This window comes from Collinsella sp. 4_8_47FAA (assembly GCF_000763055.1).
In the GTDB taxonomy this organism is placed as follows: domain Bacteria; phylum Actinomycetota; class Coriobacteriia; order Coriobacteriales; family Coriobacteriaceae; genus Collinsella.
The window spans coordinates 162,551-181,780 of sequence record NZ_KN214137.1; the positions used below are offsets into that span (position 1 = coordinate 162,551).

The 19,230-nt window shown below is 52.9% G+C and carries 12 protein-coding genes and 1 pseudogene; 4 read left to right on the forward strand and 9 right to left on the reverse strand.

The window, feature by feature from the left end; genetic code table 11:
• Nucleotides 1-28 precede the first annotated feature (28 nt).
• On the reverse strand, nucleotides 29-2,200 hold the full coding sequence (locus tag HMPREF9463_RS11510; protein WP_035138635.1) for an NlpC/P60 family protein: 2,172 nt from the start codon (nucleotides 2,198-2,200) through the stop codon (nucleotides 29-31).
• 165 nt (nucleotides 2,201-2,365) lie between these two features.
• Between HMPREF9463_RS11510 and HMPREF9463_RS08875 the strand changes: the two genes are divergently transcribed.
• Both HMPREF9463_RS08875 and HMPREF9463_RS08880 read left to right on the forward strand, forming a co-directional pair.
• The gene (locus HMPREF9463_RS08875) at nucleotides 2,366-4,138 is read left to right on the forward strand and encodes a phosphotransferase (protein ID WP_035138636.1); all 1,773 of its coding nucleotides are present in this window, start codon (nucleotides 2,366-2,368) and stop codon (nucleotides 4,136-4,138) included.
• A gap of 2 nt (nucleotides 4,139-4,140) precedes the next feature.
• A complete protein-coding gene (locus tag HMPREF9463_RS08880; protein ID WP_035138637.1) occupies nucleotides 4,141-5,082 on the forward strand; it encodes a DMT family transporter in 942 nt (313 codons plus the stop codon).
• A 61-nt stretch (nucleotides 5,083-5,143) separates the two neighbouring features.
• Here the strand turns inward: HMPREF9463_RS08880 and HMPREF9463_RS10525 are convergent, their stop codons facing one another.
• The 5 genes and pseudogenes from HMPREF9463_RS10525 to HMPREF9463_RS08900 form a co-directional block, all read right to left on the reverse strand.
• A complete protein-coding gene (locus HMPREF9463_RS10525) occupies nucleotides 5,144-7,285 on the reverse strand; it encodes a C39 family peptidase (RefSeq protein WP_052044194.1) in 2,142 nt (713 codons plus the stop codon).
• Between the two features lie 100 nt (nucleotides 7,286-7,385).
• Nucleotides 7,386-8,339, reverse strand: a complete 954-nt coding sequence (locus HMPREF9463_RS11430) for a hypothetical protein (RefSeq protein WP_232219794.1) — start codon at nucleotides 8,337-8,339, stop codon at nucleotides 7,386-7,388.
• A gap of 27 nt (nucleotides 8,340-8,366) precedes the next feature.
• Nucleotides 8,367-9,119 (reverse strand): annotated as a pseudogene (locus HMPREF9463_RS11610) (glycoside hydrolase family 25 protein); the annotation flags it as partial.
• Nucleotides 9,120-9,381: 262 nt separating this feature from the next.
• Nucleotides 9,382-11,430 carry an N-acetylmuramoyl-L-alanine amidase family protein gene (locus HMPREF9463_RS10790; RefSeq protein WP_084591862.1) on the reverse strand — a complete coding sequence of 683 codons (2,049 nt, stop codon included), beginning with the start codon at nucleotides 11,428-11,430 and terminating at the stop codon, nucleotides 9,382-9,384.
• A gap of 59 nt (nucleotides 11,431-11,489) precedes the next feature.
• Nucleotides 11,490-12,710 carry a hypothetical protein gene (locus HMPREF9463_RS08900; RefSeq protein WP_052044196.1) on the reverse strand — a complete coding sequence of 407 codons (1,221 nt, stop codon included), beginning with the start codon at nucleotides 12,708-12,710 and terminating at the stop codon, nucleotides 11,490-11,492.
• A gap of 360 nt (nucleotides 12,711-13,070) precedes the next feature.
• Between HMPREF9463_RS08900 and HMPREF9463_RS08905 the strand changes: the two genes are divergently transcribed.
• Nucleotides 13,071-13,520: a DUF4869 domain-containing protein gene (locus HMPREF9463_RS08905; RefSeq protein ID WP_035138642.1), complete on the forward strand. Its 450-nt coding sequence runs from the start codon at nucleotides 13,071-13,073 to the stop codon at nucleotides 13,518-13,520.
• Nucleotides 13,520-14,497 (forward strand): hypothetical protein, encoded by a 978-nt coding sequence (locus HMPREF9463_RS08910; protein WP_035138643.1) that lies wholly within the window; start codon nucleotides 13,520-13,522, stop codon nucleotides 14,495-14,497. Before HMPREF9463_RS08905 ends, HMPREF9463_RS08910 begins: the two co-directional genes overlap by 1 nt.
• Here HMPREF9463_RS08910 and HMPREF9463_RS08915 read toward each other — a convergent pair.
• Genes HMPREF9463_RS08915 through HMPREF9463_RS08925 form a run of 3 tightly spaced genes read right to left on the reverse strand, consistent with a single transcriptional unit; the run spans nucleotide 14,494 to nucleotide 19,179 of the window.
• The gene (locus HMPREF9463_RS08915) at nucleotides 14,494-16,980 is read right to left on the reverse strand and encodes a glycosyltransferase family 2 protein (RefSeq protein WP_035138644.1); all 2,487 of its coding nucleotides are present in this window, start codon (nucleotides 16,978-16,980) and stop codon (nucleotides 14,494-14,496) included. The two genes, HMPREF9463_RS08910 and HMPREF9463_RS08915, sit on opposite strands and share 4 nt — an antisense overlap.
• Nucleotides 16,981-18,048, reverse strand: a complete 1,068-nt coding sequence (locus tag HMPREF9463_RS10530; protein WP_052044197.1) for a glycosyltransferase family 2 protein — start codon at nucleotides 18,046-18,048, stop codon at nucleotides 16,981-16,983.
• Between the two features lie 12 nt (nucleotides 18,049-18,060).
• The gene (locus HMPREF9463_RS08925; RefSeq protein WP_052044198.1) at nucleotides 18,061-19,179 is read right to left on the reverse strand and encodes a glycosyltransferase family 2 protein; all 1,119 of its coding nucleotides are present in this window, start codon (nucleotides 19,177-19,179) and stop codon (nucleotides 18,061-18,063) included.
• Nucleotides 19,180-19,230 lie beyond the last annotated feature (51 nt).

Genomic DNA, 19,230 nt, shown 5'->3' on the forward strand with positions numbered 1-19,230 from the left:
CGGTACCGGCTGTCTTACAGGGAATCAATTAAATAAACGGACGAGCTGCGCCGATTACATTTCCCCTTGCGCTAATAGGATGAATTCCGACACCCTGATGAGGCCAAGAGTCGATCATCATACCGCCGCCAAGTGCAATTGCGATATGCCCGCGATAATAAACAACATCGCCACGTTGAATCGAGCTCGTGCTCACGGGCATAAAGATATTGCTTCGATACCAATTCATGGAATTGTAGGTTTGGCTTGGATCCCAGCGATAGTTATAAGGGTTGTAAACACCCATATCCATGCCAGTAGCATAAAGGCACTGCAAGACAAAACCAGAGCAATCAACAGCTCCACCGGGAGCGGTAGACCAAGGCTCAATATATTGCGTACCAATATACTCATAGGCGCGCTGGATAAAGGCGTTCACGCAATCTTCCCGCGTTGCTTCGACAGAAATGCGAGAAGGGGTCACATAGGTAAAGTATCCGGTGCAATAGCTAGGCAGCTGAACAGTCCAAGAACTGACCTGAGGATACTGGGATGGATTTTGCCAGCCAACTTTGTCGCACTGACCATCGCTCCAGAAAACTCGACGAACGCCATCGATGGTTCTTGCGCCCGTTGCCATAGCGCCGCTACCGTCTAGCCAATACCACTTACCCGAATCTTTAAGCCAGCCAACATGCATGCTTCCATTGGACTCAAGGTAATACCATGTTCCATTCAGGCATTTCCAACCAGTTGCCATTTTTCCGTCAGCGTTTAGGTAATACCATGCACCGCCAGTAAAAACCCATCCGGTCTTCATCACGCCAGAATCGGCATCAAGCCAATACCAATCGCCGTCAATCTGCAGCCATCCAAGATGAATGGCACCCGTTCCGGGCTCAGCGTAAAACCTTAGATTTGCGACATTAACCCAGCCGGACGCAACCTGCCAACCATCAGCTCCAGCGGTTTTTAGGATAGTGTCGTTTTCGCGAATCACATCCTTGCAAAGATATCCATTATCATCAGCGTATCTTTGAACGCCGTCATTAACGGTAACCCAGCTTGAAACCACAAGCCTACCGCTCTGGTTTGCAAAACAATCGTTGCCGCTCACCTCAAATAAGCCCGTTTTCATGAGATGGCTAACAGGGTCCAAATAATACCAACTCGTGCCATCTTTATACCAGTCAGAAATAAGCGCACCAGATTGAGAGGCTTGATACCAGCCGTTCTCGGACTGAGCCCAGCCAACAGCCATAACCCCATTGGGGTTCAAATAATATGCTGCGTTACCAAGGTCTAAATACCCAACGAACATTTTGCCGTCGGAAGCTGGGTCGAGATAATACCAAGCGCCGTTAACGAGTTTCCAGCCAGTAGCCGCAATACCGTTGGAACAGTAATACCAATCTGCTCCGTCTTTGTACCATCCACTTGCGAGGCCATAGTCACCAAAAATGTAACTGCTTCCATCGATGTCGTGACGGCCTTTGAACATAGCCAGCGTCTGCGGGTCAAAGTAATAACGAGCTCCGCCTATCGACTGCCATGATGAAGCGAGGGCGCCAGACGAATAGGCCCAGTACCAATTCCCGTCTAGGAGAATCCAACCGGTTTTCATAGCGCCAGAAGCATCTAAATAGTATTTCCCGCTCCCGAGGTTGACAAAACCAACCTGCATAACATGAGAAACAGGATCCAAGTAATACCATGTGCCGTTTTGGTAAAGCCAACCAGCAGCTAAATCGCCTCCAGCATTGGCATAAAACCAATTTCCATCTGAGTTACGTAGCCAGCAGTTCTGATATAGCGCGCCAAAAGGCGTTGCGGCATTGCCGTCATTCGCATAAAACGAAGCAGTCGATCCGCCAGCATCGGTCACATTGAAATAACCTGTCTGCATTGCACCATCATTGGCTGGATCAAGCCAATACCAATAGCCCCCGCTTTGCAGCCAGCCAGTTTGGTGTTTACCGTTTTTTCCGTAATACCAAACTCCAGACGACTCGTCTCGTTGCCAGCCATCTTTTATGACGGAAGAATTATCAGGTTGCAAATCATCGGAAACCACAGAAGAAAAATCCGCTTTTGACTCAATACTCTGAGCCTCAACGGAATCCTGTGCAAACGCGACATTCGCACTCAGGGGCAAGCAGCAAGCAGTGATTAATGACGCAGCAGCACAAACAAGCGTGGCCTTCTTTTCGAATCGATACATAAGCGACCCTCCCAGATATCTCGTTTATTTATTTTAGTCCACATTCCAGGATTGATTTTCGTTACCGTCTGTTCAGTCTGTGTAGATAAATTTAATAAATTGAACAAATCGTTCAATCATTCTATTCTTTTTCTAAGCAATGAACATCTTAATTGGAGGCCTGTAGTGAAACTGACCAAGCGTAACTTTACAGTTCTGTACGAATACCTAAAGAACCCATATGCTAGCCAGCGAGAAGTTGCCGAGCGCACTGGCCTTTCACTTGGATCAGTAAACGCATCAAATAAAGAGCTTACGAATGAGGGCCTTCTCGAATCGGACAGCCTAACCGACAGCGGTTACGAAGCACTTCACCCCTATAAGGTTGAAAACGCAGTGATATTGGCTGCGGGGCTTTCGAGCCGCTTTGCTCCCATTTCGTATGAAAAGCCCAAAGGCCTTTTAAAGGTACGTGGTGAGATTCTCATCGAACGTCAGATTAGGCAGCTGCAAGACGCAGGTATCAGCAATATCACCGTCGTTGTCGGCTATAAAAAAGAATATTTCTTCTATCTCGAAAGCAAGTTCGGCGTCTCGATTGTCGTCAACAACGAATATGCATCCAAAAATAACCACGCATCGCTTATGTGCGTAAAAGAGCGGCTTGGCAACACCTATATTTGCTCAAGCGATGATTACCTTCTAAACAATCCGTTTGAAGCATACGTTTGGAAAGCATTTTATTCTGCTCAATATGCTGAAGGCGCCACCAAAGAATGGTGCATTCAAACCGGAGCAATGGACAGAATTACCAATGTTACGATTGGCGGTTCCGATGCTTGGTATATGCTCGGACATGTCTACTTTGATAAAGCCTTCTCGCTTGCATTTAAGCAGATTCTTGAAACGGAATATAACAAGCCCGAAACAACGGACAAGCTTTGGGAAGATCTATATATCGAGCACATCAAGGAGCTCGATATGGTTATCAAGAAGTATCCTGAGGGCGAGATCAACGAATTCGATTCTCTTGATGAGCTGCGTGCCTTTGATCCGCATTTTATCGAAAACGTTGACTCCGATATTTTCGATAACATCGAGCAAGTGCTCGGCTGCTCCAAATCAGAGATTCACGACGTTTATCCCCTTAAACAAGGTCTTACGAATCTATCGTGCCACTTTAGAACCAATGACGGAGAGTACGTTTACCGCCATCCGGGAGTCGGGACCGAACTGCTTATTAACAGAAATGGAGAAGTAGCCGCACTTAAAAAGGCCAAGGAACTCGGCCTTGACGACACGTTCATTCATGAGGACCCAAAGCGTGGTTGGAAAATTTCGAAGTTTGTACCCAACGCAAAGCAGCCTGATCCGCATGATGCTGCCCAAATGAATCGAATGATGCAGATGTGTCGTTCGCTTCACGAGAGTGGTGCAAATGTTGAAACCGAATTTGACTTCTACCTCGAAGCGAAGCGCTACGAATCACTTCTTCTGGAAAAAGGTCCCATCGACATTCCAGGCTACAGGGAAATGTCCGCCGAAATCGATGAATTGGAGCACTTTGTACAGGCCGATAATGCACCAAAATGCCTTTGCCACAATGACTTCTTTTACCTCAATTTCCTTATCGATGAGAACGACAAGTACTATCTCATTGACTGGGAATATGCTGGCATGAGCGATTACGCAAACGATTTTGGAACATGCAGTGTCTGCTGCGAGCTTTCCGAAGATGAAGTCGACCGCGCGCTTGATGCATATTTTGGGCGCAAGGCAACAAACAACGAAGTTGCGCATAACTATGCGCACATTGCCCTTGCAGGATGGTGCTGGTACCTCTGGTCTCTTCTGAAAGAAGCCGAAGGTGACTTCGTGGGCGAGTGGCTCTATATCTACTTCAATTACGGTGCCAAATACCTTAAAAAGGCACTGGAGATCTATCGGAAAGGTGAATAACGATGCAATTCGGCTTTTTTAGCGGTCTTCTTTGGGGCCTTGATACAGTGATTCTTGGAATCGGCTTGGCGCTTGCGCCCTATATTGGATCGGCGGAAGCGCTTGCATGCGCCTCCATTGCGGGATCCTTTCTCCATGATGCCTTCTGTGCAATCTGGCTCTTTGGCTACATGGGAGTTAGAGGCAGACTAAAAGACACGCTCGCTGCACTTAAAACTCGTTCGGGCAAGGTTGTCATCGCCGGCGCTCTACTCGGTGGACCTATCGGAATGACCGGCTACGTATTAGCGATTAATAACATCGGAGCTGCCTACACGGCAATCATCTCCGCCTTCTATCCCGCGGTCGGAGCGTTCCTTTCGTTCGTGCTGCTGAAGGAGAAAATGGGCAAAGGTCAGATACTTTCCCTTCTCGTTGCTCTTTGCGGCGTAATGACGATGGGCTATCTATCGGCCGGATCGAGCGAGATTGCAAATGCCCCCCTCGGCTTACTCGGCGCGGTGCTTGCCGTTATTGGATGGGGATCCGAAGCGGTGCTGTGCGCATGGGGAATGAAAGATGATGCCGTTGATGACGAAACGGCTTTGCAAATCCGTGAAACTACGAGTGCGCTTGTTTATGGAGTACTCGTACTCCCCCTCTTCGGAGCATGGCATTTCACGCTGGGTGCCATCCCGAGCATGCCCACATTGATTATTGCACTCGCCGGACTCGCAGGAACTGCATCCTATCTGTTCTATTACAAGGGCATCGCGGCAATCGGAGCAGCGCGTGCGATGGCTCTGAATATATCCTATTCGGCATGGTCGGTGGTCTTTGGCCTGATCTTGCTTGGAACAATTCCCGACGTGGCATCCGTAATCTGCTGCGTTGTAATTGTGTGCGGAACAGTTTTGGCAGCTAGTAACTGGGACGAACTATTTGGACGTAATAGGACAGCGTAGCTTGATTAACAATGTAGCAAAAGGGGAGAGCTCGTCGAGCTCTCCCCTTTTAGCATCATGGCTATTCAATTACCACGGCCTGGCTATCCATCTGTTGCCACGTGCCGAAGAACACTTGGGCATTTCGCGTAACATTGCCGTTAATCGAATCCGAAAGATAGACAATTCCCTGCTCGTCATCATAGCCTTTAAGGACTACGGCATGATTACCGCCCCACAGACCATAGGAATGCCCGTTATACCAACGCGCAGCATAACGGCCTCCTGGCCAACTTCCCCATTCGGTATTCCACATCTCAACAGGTTGACCACAGGTCAGCCTGTTCTTAATGGAAGAAATTGACGAGAAAGAGACGTCTTTTGCCTGCTTGCCACTTCCAGCAGCACGCAGAAAGTTATTACCAGCAATAGTAATCGCAGGTGCGACGCATCCCATGAGACCCCCGCTGCTACGCCTTGGATTGCCATCAAAAGCGGTAACAAAATTGCCATTGCTTCCCTTGGGCAAATAGTAATCCGCAATAATCGTCTTACCTAAACCGAAACCATAGTAGTTAAGCAAGTTTGTAAGGGCAACCGACTCACAGCCAGTAGGAAGTTCCGGGTACTGCGAATAGCACGGGACATCGACCCAAGCGCCAACCATTGCGCCGGATGAACTGAACTTGTAGTCAGTAGAGCCGATCCAATACCAACCGTTGCTCAACATTACTCCCCCACGTGCGGCATCAAGGTAATACCATGTGCCCCCACGGGAAAGCCATCCCGTTTTCATTATGCCAGAAGCGGAATCTAGCCAGTACCAGTTACCGCCATCGTTAAGCCAGCCGGTCGCCATTCGACCATCCGAGTTAAAGTAATACCAAGACCCAGCTATTTGCTGCCATCCAGTCAGAATTACCCCATCAGCAGAACAATAATATCGAGCACCCTGACTCTCAATCCAACCAGTTCTGGCATTACCGTCATCGTCAATCAGCTGGATTCCCGAATCGGTCATGATGCCTTTAAGGTCAATTGCGCCGCCGGATGACGAATGATACATCCAAGCCCCATCACCGTTTGACCAGCAATTAGCCATCATCTTGCCGGTACTATTAAATATGTATTCACATGATCCGATAGTTTGAACGCCCGTGGTCATGGCATGCGTCGAGGGATCGAGCCAGTACCACGTACCGCTTAGGTTGAGCCAGCCGGAGGCGAGGGCGCCGGAGCCAGTCGCGTAGTACCAGGTCCCGCCGTCGAGCACCCATCCGGTCGCCATCGCGCCGGAGGCGCTGAACCAGTACGCTGAGCCGTTGCACGCGTGGAGGCCCGTCACCATGGCGCCGCCCGCGTCGGGCTCGAGCCAGTACCAGGAACCGCCGGTGTAAAGCCAGCCGGTCGAGGCGATACCGTCAGCGAACCAGTACCAGGAGCCGTCGACGAAGCCCCAGCCGTTAAGGGGGCCGCAGCTGCCGAAGTAGCGGCGGACGCCCTGCGCGTCCGTCTGGTAACCCGTCAGCATGGCCCCCGTCCGGGCGTCGAAGCAGTAGGGCACGCCGCCGACGGATACGGGGCCGCGCGCCAGCGCGCCGGAGCCAGTCGCGTAGTACCAGGTCCCGCCGTCGAGGACCCACCCGGTCGCCATCGCGCCGGACGAATTAAACCAGTACAGGGAGCCGTTGCACTCGTGAAGGCCGGTAGCCATGGCATGGGTGGAGGGATCAAGCCAGTACCAGGCGCTGCCGACGTAGGCCCAACCGGAGGCGAGGGCGCCGGAGCCCGTCGCGTAGTACCAGGTACCGCCGTCGAGGACCCACCCGGTCGCCATCGCGCCGGAGGCGTCAAACCAGTACGCGGAGCCATTGCACTCATGGAGCCCGATGGCCATGGCATGCGTCGAGGGGTCGAGCCAATACCAGGCCCCATTGGTATAGAGCCAGCCAGAATGCAACGAGACCGGATTGACTGAATCCACATAGAACCAGTTGCCGTCAAACGAATTCCAACCCAGATTCCATTTGACGGATTCTTGAGCAGGACCATCATCGATTGAATCGGAAGGAGAAAGAGTCGAGGGGACGGATTGCCGCTCAAAATCAGTAGGGATGGAGGAGCTTATGGGTTCTGCGTTCGCGATATCAACCACACCGGGTCCAGCGAGCAGTAGAGTTGAAAGAATGATTAGGATTAATGTTATTTGCTTTTTCCTTGCCATGTGCAGCCCCCAGTAGTTACCAATTTTTATATAAACATAGTCTACAAATGGATAGCTAAGAGCAATATGTAATTAGAAAAAAGCAATTAAGGAAGAGTTGCTAGCCGAGCCAAGCGCCATTACTAGCAAAAGAGTATTTCACCCCATCGATTTCTTGAACACCCGTAGTCATAGCGTGCGTCGAGGGGTCAAGCCAGTACCAGGCGCCGCCGACGTAGGCCCAGCCGGAGGTGAGGGCGCCGGAGCTCGTCGCGTAGTACCATGTGCCGCCGTCGAGGACCCATCCGGTCGCCATCGAGCCGGAGCCGTTGAACCAGTACATGGAGCCGTTGCACCCATGGAGCCCGGTGGCCATGGCGTGCGTCGAGGGATCGAGCCAGTACCACGTACCGTTTAAGTTGAGCCAGCCGGAGGCGAGGGCGCCGGAGCCCGTCGCGTAGTACCAGGTGCCGCCGTCGAGCACCCAGCCGGTCGCCATGGCGCCGGAGGCGTTGAACCAGTACGCTGCGCCGTTGCACGCGTGGAGGCCCGTCGCCATGGCGCCGCCCGCGTCGGGCTCGAGCCAGTACCAGGAGCCGCCGGTGTAAAGCCAGCCGGTCGAGGCGATACCGTCAGCGAACCAGTACCAGGAGCCGTCGACGAGGCCCCAGCCGTTAAGGGGGCCGCAGTTGCCGAAGTAGCGGCGGACGCCCTGCGCGTCCGCCTGGTAGCCCGTCAGCATGGCCCCCGTCCGGGCGTCGAAGCAGTAGGGCACGCCGCCGACGGATACGGGGCCGCGCGCCAGCGCGCCGGAGCCCGTCGCGTAGTACCAGGTCCCGCCGTCGAGGACCCATCCGGTCGCCATCGCGCCGGAGGAGTTGAACCAGTACAGGGAGCCGTTGCACTCGTGGAGCCCGGTGGCCATTACACCGCCCGCGTCGGGGTCGAGCCAATACCAGGCTCCGCCCTGGCGCAACCATCCGGTATACGCTTTGCCGTCAGAGGTTGCGTAATACCAAGTGCCCTCTTTTAACTGCCAGTAATAAAGAGAGACATCAACATACGCGTAATTCATATCAACGTTTCCGCTAATACCAGAAACTTTTCCGCGGCTTGTATACTGCCAAAAGCTGTAACTGCCGGTATAGTGACATTGGGAGTTGTATTGAGCAATCCAATGATCCCAAGAACCGCTCTTAAATACAGGGTCGGTCAATATATTGTTAAACCAATTTAGGTTTGCATAAATGCCTGGCTTATATCCAGCACTAGAAATCTTATTACAGAATGTCTGAGCTCTAGATGCAATTCCGGATTGACGACCATCTGCAATAATTGTCTTGTCCTCAAGATCGTAATACACCGGTAGCCTAGGATTGTGCCCCGATAGGCAGTCAATCACCATGGACGCCTCATCGGCTGCCTGTTGATTATCAAAAGCATATGAATAGATATAGACGCCGTAAGGAATTCCGAGTCGCTCGCACTCAGAAATATTTCGATTAAATTGATAGTCAACTCGACCGCCCCAAGATGGAGCGCCAAATCCAACACGCAGAATAGCGAAATCGATACCAGAAGCCTTAACAGCATTCCAGTCAATACGTCCTTGATGCTCACTGACATCGATGCCCTGCGCCGTAGCCCCATCGGGAAGAATGTCCATGGACAATAAGGCTATTCCATCTTCTTCGGAAGAAGCATCCTCTGCGACCAATTGTCCATCCTCATAACGCCAGGAATTCTCAACTAGGGACCGCGCAGCTTCCGCGTTCGAAGGAAAAACAAACACAGAAATGGGCGCAAGGACCATCAGCACCAACAATGCCGAAAATAACTTAAGATGTTTGCTCATGTAAACCTCGTCATTCGTTCTTGTTTGCGTCTAGCTTACAGCATGGCTGTGAAAGATTCCCGAACATCCAACTGGACAAGGCGCCATCTAGGACGACAAATAACTGCACGCAATACCACAATGTAAACAAGAACTTCCCAGCAGGGTGAAACCAAGGACTCCTGGTCCCTACTCTTTGCCCAAAGAATGCCGACATCAGTTAGCTTTCAAACCAGATGTCAAAAAGGCAGGGGGCCCAGAGAGTCCCCTACAACTCGGAATTCTAACGAATCAATATTACTTTCGATGGACCCAAAGCAGTCAAACCAGAAATACGGTTTCCATAACCGTCACTATGCCAAAACAAGTTTTCGCTCGGCGAATTGCCCCAGAAAAAGCCAATGTGGCTATCGTCCGCATATGGGTTGTAAGGATTGAAGAACACAATGTCCCCCTTACGAGCCAAACCGCTACGTAACAACTCATCAATAGAGTTGAAATAAGTCACGTTTGCGCACGTATCGATAGCGTAGCCGTACCAACGATAAGCGTTAACGCAGCCGCCCCTTCCGGGACCACCACTCCAAGGGGAATGGCTCTGCTCGGCGGCAATTGGAGCTAAATCCCCGCCTGCTTTCATATATGCATGCGATACAAATCCGCCGCAGTTCATACCGGTATACCCGTCCCAACGAGGATCACCCTTTGGATGCATGCATGATTCTTGGCTAAGATGCGTATCATAGCGTGTTCCACGGTAATAGCCATCGTTCTCGTGGCTCATAAGCCAATTGACCAGGCTGGACCTATTAACCCCTAAAACAGAACCAGACGTATTCAACCATGCACCACTTGCATTGAAGTAATAGTCAACGCCATCGATTTTCAGCCACCCGTTAGCAAACATGGCGCCCGAAGGCTGGAGCCAGTACCACGTACCGCCGTCATTAAGCCATCCAGTTTTCATCTTGAATGTGGAAGGATCCATCCAATACCACGCGCCGTTGACATATTGCCAACCAGACTTAAGGACACCATTGGAAGATGTGTAGTACCAAGTGTTGTCGCTTTCGTCAGAAGCGTCATTCGACATAATCCAACCAGATGCCACATTAACGACACCGTTTGCGTCCGCATAGAAAACCGAGTCTCCAATATGAATTGTACCTGGCAATGAAGACAAGTCGGCACGATCAGCGATTACGGGAGATCCATCAGATGAAGTAGGCAACGGCTCGCTCAGTGCTCCAGACGAATTCGCCCATGAAATACCGTCGCTCAAGTTGATCCAGCACGAAGATGCCATCGCACCGGAATCATAAGAATAATAGCGCGTGTCGCCTACCGTATATTCACCAGTACGCATTGCGCCGGATACATCATCAAGGTAATACCAGGCGCTTCCGGACTTTATCCATCGCCCTCGTTGAATTGCTCCGTTTGATGCGGCGTAGTACCAAGTATCATCAGCAAGTGCCCAGCCTGTTGCCATGGCACCTGAACTCGTAAGGAAATAGGAGGATGTACCCACTTGCACAAAGCCCGTGAGCATAATATGGCTTCCTGGATCCAGGTAATACCAAGAATTCCCTAGAAGTAACCAGCCTCCATGCAGCAAGCCGTTGGAGTCAGCGTAATACCAGTTGTTGTCAATAAGCGCCCACTGGGAGGAGAGCATGGCCCCCGAACTGTTAAAGATATAAGAGGTGCCATTACATTCTTTCAGCCCGGTGGCCATAGAACCATCTGCAGGATCAAGCCAGTACCAACGACCCCCATCCGAGAGCCAGCCCTTTACCAGAGCGCCAGAGCCGGAGAAATAACGCCAAGCAGAAGTGGAGCCCGTAGAATCTAGGTACCAGCCGACACGCATTGCACCCGAAGAGGAGAATCCATAAGTCGCACCCCCGACTTGGACCAATCCATCCTGAGCCATTCGACCTTCGTCGTCGAACCAGTACCAGCTACCGTTTATATGTCTCCAAGAGGAAACAGCGATCGTTCCGTCGGACAAGCCCCAACGCCAAAAACCAGCCCCTTCTTCGGGTGATATCCACCCCTGATGCCAAACAATTTGATTCGAAACCTCAGAAGGGGTCTCATTATCCACCTGAGAGTTCTGCTCGACAGCGAAGGTCGAATCGCGCTGAGCATCAATGGCTGACTCAACAGAAGCAATAGCAACGTTAGATGCGGAACCTTCGTCAGTGTTATTCGAATCAAGGGCGTATAACATCGAGGGCGAACTCAAAAGGAGCCCCAAAGAAACAAGGCCGGAAAAGACCAGCACCCCGAATGAGCATTTCTTCATAGCAGCACGGTATCCAATCACGCAGCGACCCCGTCACCTCAGGGCAACGGGGTCTCAATCAAAACTAACTCAGTAATGTGCTAGCCAATTTGCTGGCAGTTTTTGCACTCTCGTGAAGCACCACGCCTCTGGGCCTCCTGAATAGAGATCCGCGAATAGCCCTTTGCGTCCTTACCAACGGTACGGCACTTATGCGTATGGTAAACATTGCTACCGTTCTTATACCAAACTAGGCCGTAGCCCGGAATCCACTTACCGTCCTCGCCGACATAATAGGAGCCGATCCAGGCATTAGTAGCCATGGCACCGGAAGACTGGAGGTAGTAGTCGCCGACCCAGGAGTCGTGGGCCATAGCGCCGGAACCGCTAAAGTAGTACCAGGCGCCGCCGATCTGACGCCAGCCGGTGGCCATCACGCCGGAATCGTCGAACCAGTACCAAACTCCACCAACGTTGGCCCAAGAGTTAGAGGCCATAGCGCCCGAACCTCCGAGCCAATACCACGTGCCGCCATTGCTGAGCCAGCCGGTTACCATGGCGCCCGAACCACTCGCATAGTACCAAGAGCCACCTGCCAAGAACCAGCCGGTAGCCATCGCGCCGGAATCGCCGAACCAGTACCAGGAGCCGCCCAGGCTGCGCCAGCCGTTAGCAACCATGGCGCCCGAGCCATCGAGGTAGAACCACGTACCGCCGATATTGAGCCAGCCAGTGACCATCGCACCGGAAGCGTTGGCGTAGTACCACGTCCCCGAAACGTTGATCCAGCCGGTCAGCATGACACCATACTCGTCGAAAAAATACCAAGTTCCACCGATATTATGCCAACCGGTCAGCAGTTCGCCACTGAAGGTCGCATAGAACCACTTTCCATAGATGGAGTCATAGAGCCAGCCGCTATGCTGCATGCGGCCATCGGCGTTGGCACCAGGGGTGTTCAGGAAGTAGTTCTTGCCGTCAATCTGAACTCGGCCGTATGCCATATCATGGCTTTCGGGGTAAAAGTAATACTTGTCCCCACCGATAGACTGCCAGCCCGACACCGCGATCCCGTCAGCGCCAAAATAGTACCAGACAGCTTCGTATTCGTTATGCCACTGGTTCGTGACCATGGCGCCAGTTTCGGGATCGAAATAGCGAAGGTTGCCGTCCTCGCACCGAACGAGTCCAGTCTTCGGACGACCGTCGGAACACCATTCCGTAATCGGTCCACCGTCTCCGCCACCGCCAGCAATATCAGCAAATGAGGGCACCGGGGCAACCGTCATGCAGGCAGCGGCAAATGCAACAACTCCCAGCACTGTTAGTCCGCGCCATCTTTCTCGAAGGTTTTTCATACGACATCCTTTCTCCGAGATTTAAGGCTCTCTTAAGTTATTTTTAAACTATCAATTCAGTATTTCAACGGGAAATCGATAAAAGGTGTCTTTGTGACTGCAATTTAAATATGAGTCGCCACACCTCAACCGTTACGCTGAATAGCTTCTAAGGCAAACTTAGCGCATGAACGAACTGATTAAACGAGTGAACTGATTAATAAAGCAACAAAATACAAACCTTGGTCATCAATCACATCTACCGCGGGCCGATAACGCCCGCCTAATGTGCTGCGATATAATCAATCTCACTAAATGCCAAATCAGCAAGCCGAAGGAGCTAACGTGCTAACAATTCACTATGGTGATATGGAAAACGTTATCTACAACACGTCGGTTTACTTCGATAACGTCTATTCGCCCCAGTGGTTTCAAGACTCCTTTGCCCAAAGGGTCATTAAATCCATCGATAAAGGCACCGTGGTAGGCCCCAATGCAATCGATACCAAGATTCTAGGCGTCATTCCTCCCGAGAAACTATCCAGCGGCACCAAAACACTACTGCTTATGTACTTTATGCCGCAGAATATATATAACGCCTCAAATTGCGGTGATAATTGCGCCTACTGGATTCTGAGGATCGCCGCGCAAAAGGATCTAACAATCAATCTCTACCATTTAATGGATTTCGGAAACGGAAAATTCACGGCTGCCATTGCGAACACAGGCGATGTCGTTCACACGATGTTTGACCTTGTCCCCATAGCTGGAAAATGCCTAAGGGAGAACTCCTGATGCGCGGATCATACAAGGTAACTATTCAAAATAACCGGGTTCAGTTTAAACTGACCATCAATCGAAATCTGACCATCATCCAAGGCAACAGTGCTACAGGCAAGACAACTTTGCTTGAAATGGTGGCAGCTCACGAAGATCTTGGGGCACAAAGCGGCGTAACAGTAAGTTGCAAAGTGCCCTGTAAAACAATATCTGGAAAATATTGGCGCAGAGATCTCCAAGAAATTTCCAGCAGTATTGTATTTATTGATGAGGGCAATACTTTTGTTCGATCAAGAGAATTTGCCCATGAAGCAAAACGTAGCTCAAACTACTACGTAATCGTCGCCAGAGAGTCACTGCGTCAACTGCCCTATAGCGCTGATGAAATCTACGGTCTTAAGAACACCAACCGAACCACAACGAAGTATCCCGTTTACTCTCGTGTCTACACCTCTACATATCGTATTTACGGTGATACTGATTTTAGAGGCGAGAGGCCCGAGCTTGTCATCGTCGAGGACACAAATTCGGGCTACGAATTCTTCAGTTTGCTATGCAAAAAGAGCAGCATTAAGTGCATCAGCGCGGGAGGAAAATCAAACATTTGCAACTGCATTATGGACGCACCGGAAAACGACATCCTCGTGATTGCCGACGGCGCCGCCTTTGGACCAGAAATTGCGGAAGCAGCTGCTCTATTGCGCCGAAAGAACATCAAGCTATTCCTACCGGAATCGTTTGAATGGCTCGTGTTGAAGTCGGGATTATTCAACAGCAAACACATTAAGGACATGCTGCTTAACCCCGCTGAACATATCGAAAGCTCAAAGTTCTTTAGCTGGGAGAAGTTCTTTACTGCAGAACTCATCGAATGCTCACGAGACACACGTTTTCGATATGACAAGAGCTGCTTGAACGAGGAGTACTTGAACCCCACCGCTCTTGCGGCTCTTGAAGATACTTTGCCGGAACTTGGCATTACTTCGCACTAAAACGAGAAGTACTCACTGTCGGAGGATAGGTTTGGTCCGAGCCACGGGTCGCCATCGAGGAAGAACTCAGGCCAGCGCCGCATGAACAGTGCCTGCTCGCGCTTCCAGCGGCGCAGCTTTTCCTCGTTGGCCTCTTCCCTGCCGCGCGAGGTGAACTCGTAGTGATACAGCTCGGCATAGGGCGTAAAGATGGTGCGGTAGCCCGCCTCCCACACACGAAGGCAAAAGTCCGCGTCGTTGAAGCCGACGGCGAATTCCTCGTCGTAGCCTCCGACCCGCTCAAATACGTCGCGTCGGACCATCTGACAGGCACCTGTTACGGCGCTAAAGCTGCCCGGTCGTACGGCACGAGCAAGATAGCCCTCGCGCTTTGCCGAGAAGTCCTGGTTGGCATGGGCAAGTGCGCCGCGCACCCCAACCACAATGCCGGCATGCTGCACCAGATGATCGGCAAAGTAGAGTTTGGCGCCCACCACGCCCGCATCGGGACGCTGCAGATAACCCATCATCTCTTCGATAAAGTCGGGGCTTATGACCTCGGTATCGTTGTTGAGCAGCAGCAGATAGTCGCCCTTGGCATGCTCCACGCCAAAGTTAATGATCTGGGAGTAATTGAACTCGCCCGGCCAGTACACAACGCGCGCGCTACCTTTGCCCTCAGATGCCGCGACCACGCGCTCCGGCAGGGTTTCGTAATACGCAAACGTCTCCGGGGCTTCGCTGTTGTTCTCCACCAAGACGATCTCGTAGTTGGCATACGTGGCCTTCTGGGCGATCGACATCGCACAAGCATCGAGCGTCTCAACATGGTCCTTGGTGGGAATCACAATGCTCACCAGTGGCGCAGGCTCCGGCAGCGCATAGCGCATGCGGTAGACAAACGGCGTCTCGGTCTCCTCGACCGTTCCGTGAACGCCCAGCGAGTCAAAGTGGCGCTGCAGAGCCAGGCGCCCGGCCTCGATGGCATACGGTTTGCTGTCGGCGGATCCGTCGGCGGTCGATCCCGGATGAACGCGCCAGTGATACAGCACGTGCGCAACATGCTCAAACCGCGCGTCCGCCGAAAGGCAGCGAAGCGTCAGGTCGTAGTCCTGGGCACCCGCAACGTCTTCTGGGGACGTGCCGATACGATCGATAAGCGTCTTCTCCACCATCAGGAAATGCGTCACGCAGTTATGGCTATAGAGCAGGTCGACGTTGAGTTTGGTCTTAAAGACCGGCTGGCCCCACTCCCCCGTTTTCTGGAACATGTCCTCGTCGCAGAATAGGACCTGGGGACGCTCGTCCTCGGCCGCCTTATTCAGCGCGGAAACATAGTGGAATAACGCGTCCGGCTCCAGAATGTCATCGTGGTCCAAGAACGCGATGTAGTCGCCCATCGCTTGCTCAATACCTGCGTTGGTGTTGACCACAATGCCGCCGTTGCCGGGCAGCCCAATGCGACGAACGCGCTCGTCGTGGGTGCCTGCCGCAAGATTGGCCACCGCATCCCATTCGGGCGAGGCGTCCATAAGCAGCAATTCCCAGTTGTCATAGCTCTGGGCTAGCACCGAGTCCAGCAGCTCGCGCAGGTAGACCCGATCTGTCTTGTAGCACGGCACCACAATGCTCACGAGCGGTCTATAGGCAAAGGCCGCCGAAGCGACACGCTGGCACGCCAGATCGGCCGGCTTTGCGCGATGCTGCTCAAACCAACGTCGATAAGCTGCGTCGTCTGCACGCGCGTCCTTCATGCGGTTCCAGCTGTCGTCGACCATGCCGTTGTACAGGCGACCATCCATGGCGCAAAAACCGCTCTGAATCTGCTCTGTGGGATCACTCGCAATCGCGACAAAATCCCGTATATCCTGAGGCATCTCTACGCTCAGATACGTTTTATTGACGCGGCAACCGTTGCGCTGCGGCACATCGCCCTGCGATTCAAACACATGCACGGTGGCATCGATGACATTCATATGCGCATCGAAGATCTGGAGCTCAGGTGCGCACTGGAGGTCCCCAGCCCAGGTAACCTCATAGCGCCACACCGCGCCGACGTCTGCCGGTAAATAACGAACGGCATCGATCTCATAGCGACCGCAGCACTCGCTGCGCTGTGCATCGCGAACGAGTGCACACATCGCAGGCTTTGCTTTGTAGTTAATCTTGGATTCCAGCTTGGCCACGCGGCTATCGAGGCGAATGGAGCCAAGCTTTTGGCCACCGGACACAAATGCAGCGTCGATCGCAGAGCCATCCAAAAACGGAAGCACCAAGACGGCAAGCTCGCGCTCGTAATCGGCAACGGAAGGGCAAAGCGCCAGCACACGGCCATGGTCAACCGGGAGTACCAGCGACGGCACACAAGAACCGCTCGTCGTCGCATGGGCAAACGCTTGAGAACCCTCCCGCTCAATAAGCGCGGCGACATCCTGACCGGCAAAACGAAGCAGCACAAATAGACGGCCCTGACTGCGGCAAAGCGCCAAACGCTTGATACTCATCTACACCTCTCGCTTTCCCAGGGCGTTCGCTGCCATGCGTTTGCAGGCACCCAGGCGCCCAAACCTCAAGACGTCGTAATCGAACATGAGCTTTTTGCACTCGCGGGCATTGGGGGCCTTGCTGGTAAGCGCCGCACGCACCATAACAGCAACAGAAGGAGCGCATTGTGCGAGCGCAGCAACGCTGCCCACGGCAGAGCCGGCGAGCGCCGTGGCAACGGCAGCAAACACCTTGCCGCAGTCCGAACCCAGCAACCTGAGCGCATCGTACAGCACCAGATCGCAGAGGAAGTACGCCAGGTCATCGGCATGCTGAGCATCGAGACCGTCGCGCCGCCAGTCAGCCAGCACCGCGGAGTAAATCTTCACGTGCTCCAGCAGACGTGTCTCGTCGTCGTAGCGCATGGTGTCCATGAGCGAGCCCTTGCGCGCCACGCGATAGTCATACAGCTTGTTCGAGATAAGCGCGGTCTTGTGCGAACGACCGTACACGGCAAAATCGAAGACCTGGTCCTCGCCGTACTTAACGGTTTCGTCGAACACGATCCCGTTGCCCAGCAAAAACTCACGCTTGCAGGCGGTGCGCCATGCAAAGGGGCGAGATGCTTCCTTAAACAGCAAGTCAGAGTTATAGCCTTCAAACGACACATCGCGCGGGCTCAGCACAAAGTTAAGCCACGGATACCCCGCCTCCAGCGGATACGGATTCGCGCCAAAGGTCAAAACGTCGCAGTCCTCGCGCTCAAAGGCATCGACGATCACTCGGCATGCATCGGGCGTAAAGCGGTCGTCGGAATCCAAGAACGCGACGATAGGCGCCGTGGACGCGGCGATGCCTGCATTACGCGCACTCGACAGGCCGCCGTTCTCCTTATCAACCAGCGTAAAGCGCGCGTCCTTTTCGCAATAGGCAACCGCAATATCGCGCGAGCCGTCCGGCGAGCCATCGTTGACCAGCACGCCTTCCCAATCGGGCATGTCCTGCGCAAGCAGGGAGTCCAGGCACCAGGTCAGGCACTCCTCCACTTTATAGATGGGAACGACAACGGAAATCTTGGGGGTAGCCATAATCACTCGCTCCTACTGTGCGGCGGGAACGTCATCAGGGTGCGGGTTGTCGCCGTAGGTGCGCTGATACGTCAGCACGCGCCACACCAGCGGCAGGCCGCCAATCTTAAAGTAATGCTTAAACGTATTGAGCTTGCCCGGCTTCTTAAAGTCAAAGCGCGAATCGATATAGGCGCGAGGCGACTTGACCATCAGACGCAAATCGGTCTCGCCACGCGGGTCGAACAGCGACAGGTCAAAGCAACCGGCATCCCAATCGGCCTTCAGCTCGGGTGAAGCCTTCTCCCAAAACTGCTCGCGTAGCTCATCGACCAGACGCTCATCATTCCAACGGTACGTATCGACCTTCATGCGCATTAAAATGCCCTGGAGCTGAGCCTTGAGCTCGGGACGCTCGTCCAAAAAACGTTGCATCTCGGCATATTCGTCGCACACGCAAAACACTTTGTTGGGCGAATTAACGGAGCTCTTCTCGTTATCCTGGCGATAGCACAAAATGGGAGCCGCAATAAACGCGGCACGCTCGGCGCAAGCCCAAACCTTAAAGTTAAAGCCTGCGTCCTGATACGAAGCTCCCGGCGTGGGAAGGAACCGAATCTGATTATCGTTGAGGAACTCGCGCCGATAGATAGCCGACCAAATGGAAGGTTTGCGGTAGAAGATGCCCGGGCGATCGACGGGGCGATACGCGGCGCCCGTCATATGCTCGTCGATAATCCCAAACAGCTCACGGCGCTCGCTGGGCGTGGACCAATACAGGTAAAAGTCGCCCTTCACCACATCGGCATGCTCAGCATCGGCCTTGGCGACCAGCTTTTGGAGCGAATCCTCAAACATAAAGTCGTCGGACTCAAGGATGCCCACGTACTCGCCGCGCGCCATCTCCAGGCCGCGGTTCATCGAGTCACCGTAGCCGCTGTTGGCCTTGTCGATCATCTTCACACGGGGGTCGCGCTCCATGTACTCGCGGATGATATCCGGCGAGCTATCGGTGGAGCCGTCGTTGATACAGATGATCTCGATGTCCTTGAGCGTCTGCGCCACGGCGGAATCGAGGCACTCGCGCAGGTAGCGCTCGACATTGCAAATGGGGACAAGCAGCGAAACTTTAGGGGTATCAGAGTTCTGCAAGAGAACCTCCTGTTGAATAGCGTGTAACAGGGTTATTTTAGCAGCCGAGTT

Excerpts from the sequence above, each read along its gene's own strand:
- HMPREF9463_RS11510 (WP_035138635.1), bottom strand. The coding sequence starts at position 2,200 with ATGTATCGATTCGAAAAGAAGGCCACGCTTGTTTGTGCTGCTGCGTCA.
- HMPREF9463_RS08880 (WP_035138637.1), top strand. The coding sequence starts at position 4,141 with ATGCAATTCGGCTTTTTTAGCGGTCTTCTTTGGGGCCTTGATACAGTG.
- HMPREF9463_RS10525 (WP_052044194.1), bottom strand. The coding sequence starts at position 7,285 with ATGGCAAGGAAAAAGCAAATAACATTAATCCTAATCATTCTTTCAACT.
- HMPREF9463_RS11430 (WP_232219794.1), bottom strand. The coding sequence starts at position 8,339 with ATGAATTACGCGTATGTTGATGTCTCTCTTTATTACTGGCAGTTAAAA.
- HMPREF9463_RS08910 (WP_035138643.1), top strand. The coding sequence starts at position 13,520 with ATGCGCGGATCATACAAGGTAACTATTCAAAATAACCGGGTTCAGTTT.
- HMPREF9463_RS08915 (WP_035138644.1), bottom strand. The coding sequence starts at position 16,980 with ATGAGTATCAAGCGTTTGGCGCTTTGCCGCAGTCAGGGCCGTCTATTT.
- HMPREF9463_RS10530 (WP_052044197.1), bottom strand. The coding sequence starts at position 18,048 with ATGGCTACCCCCAAGATTTCCGTTGTCGTTCCCATCTATAAAGTGGAG.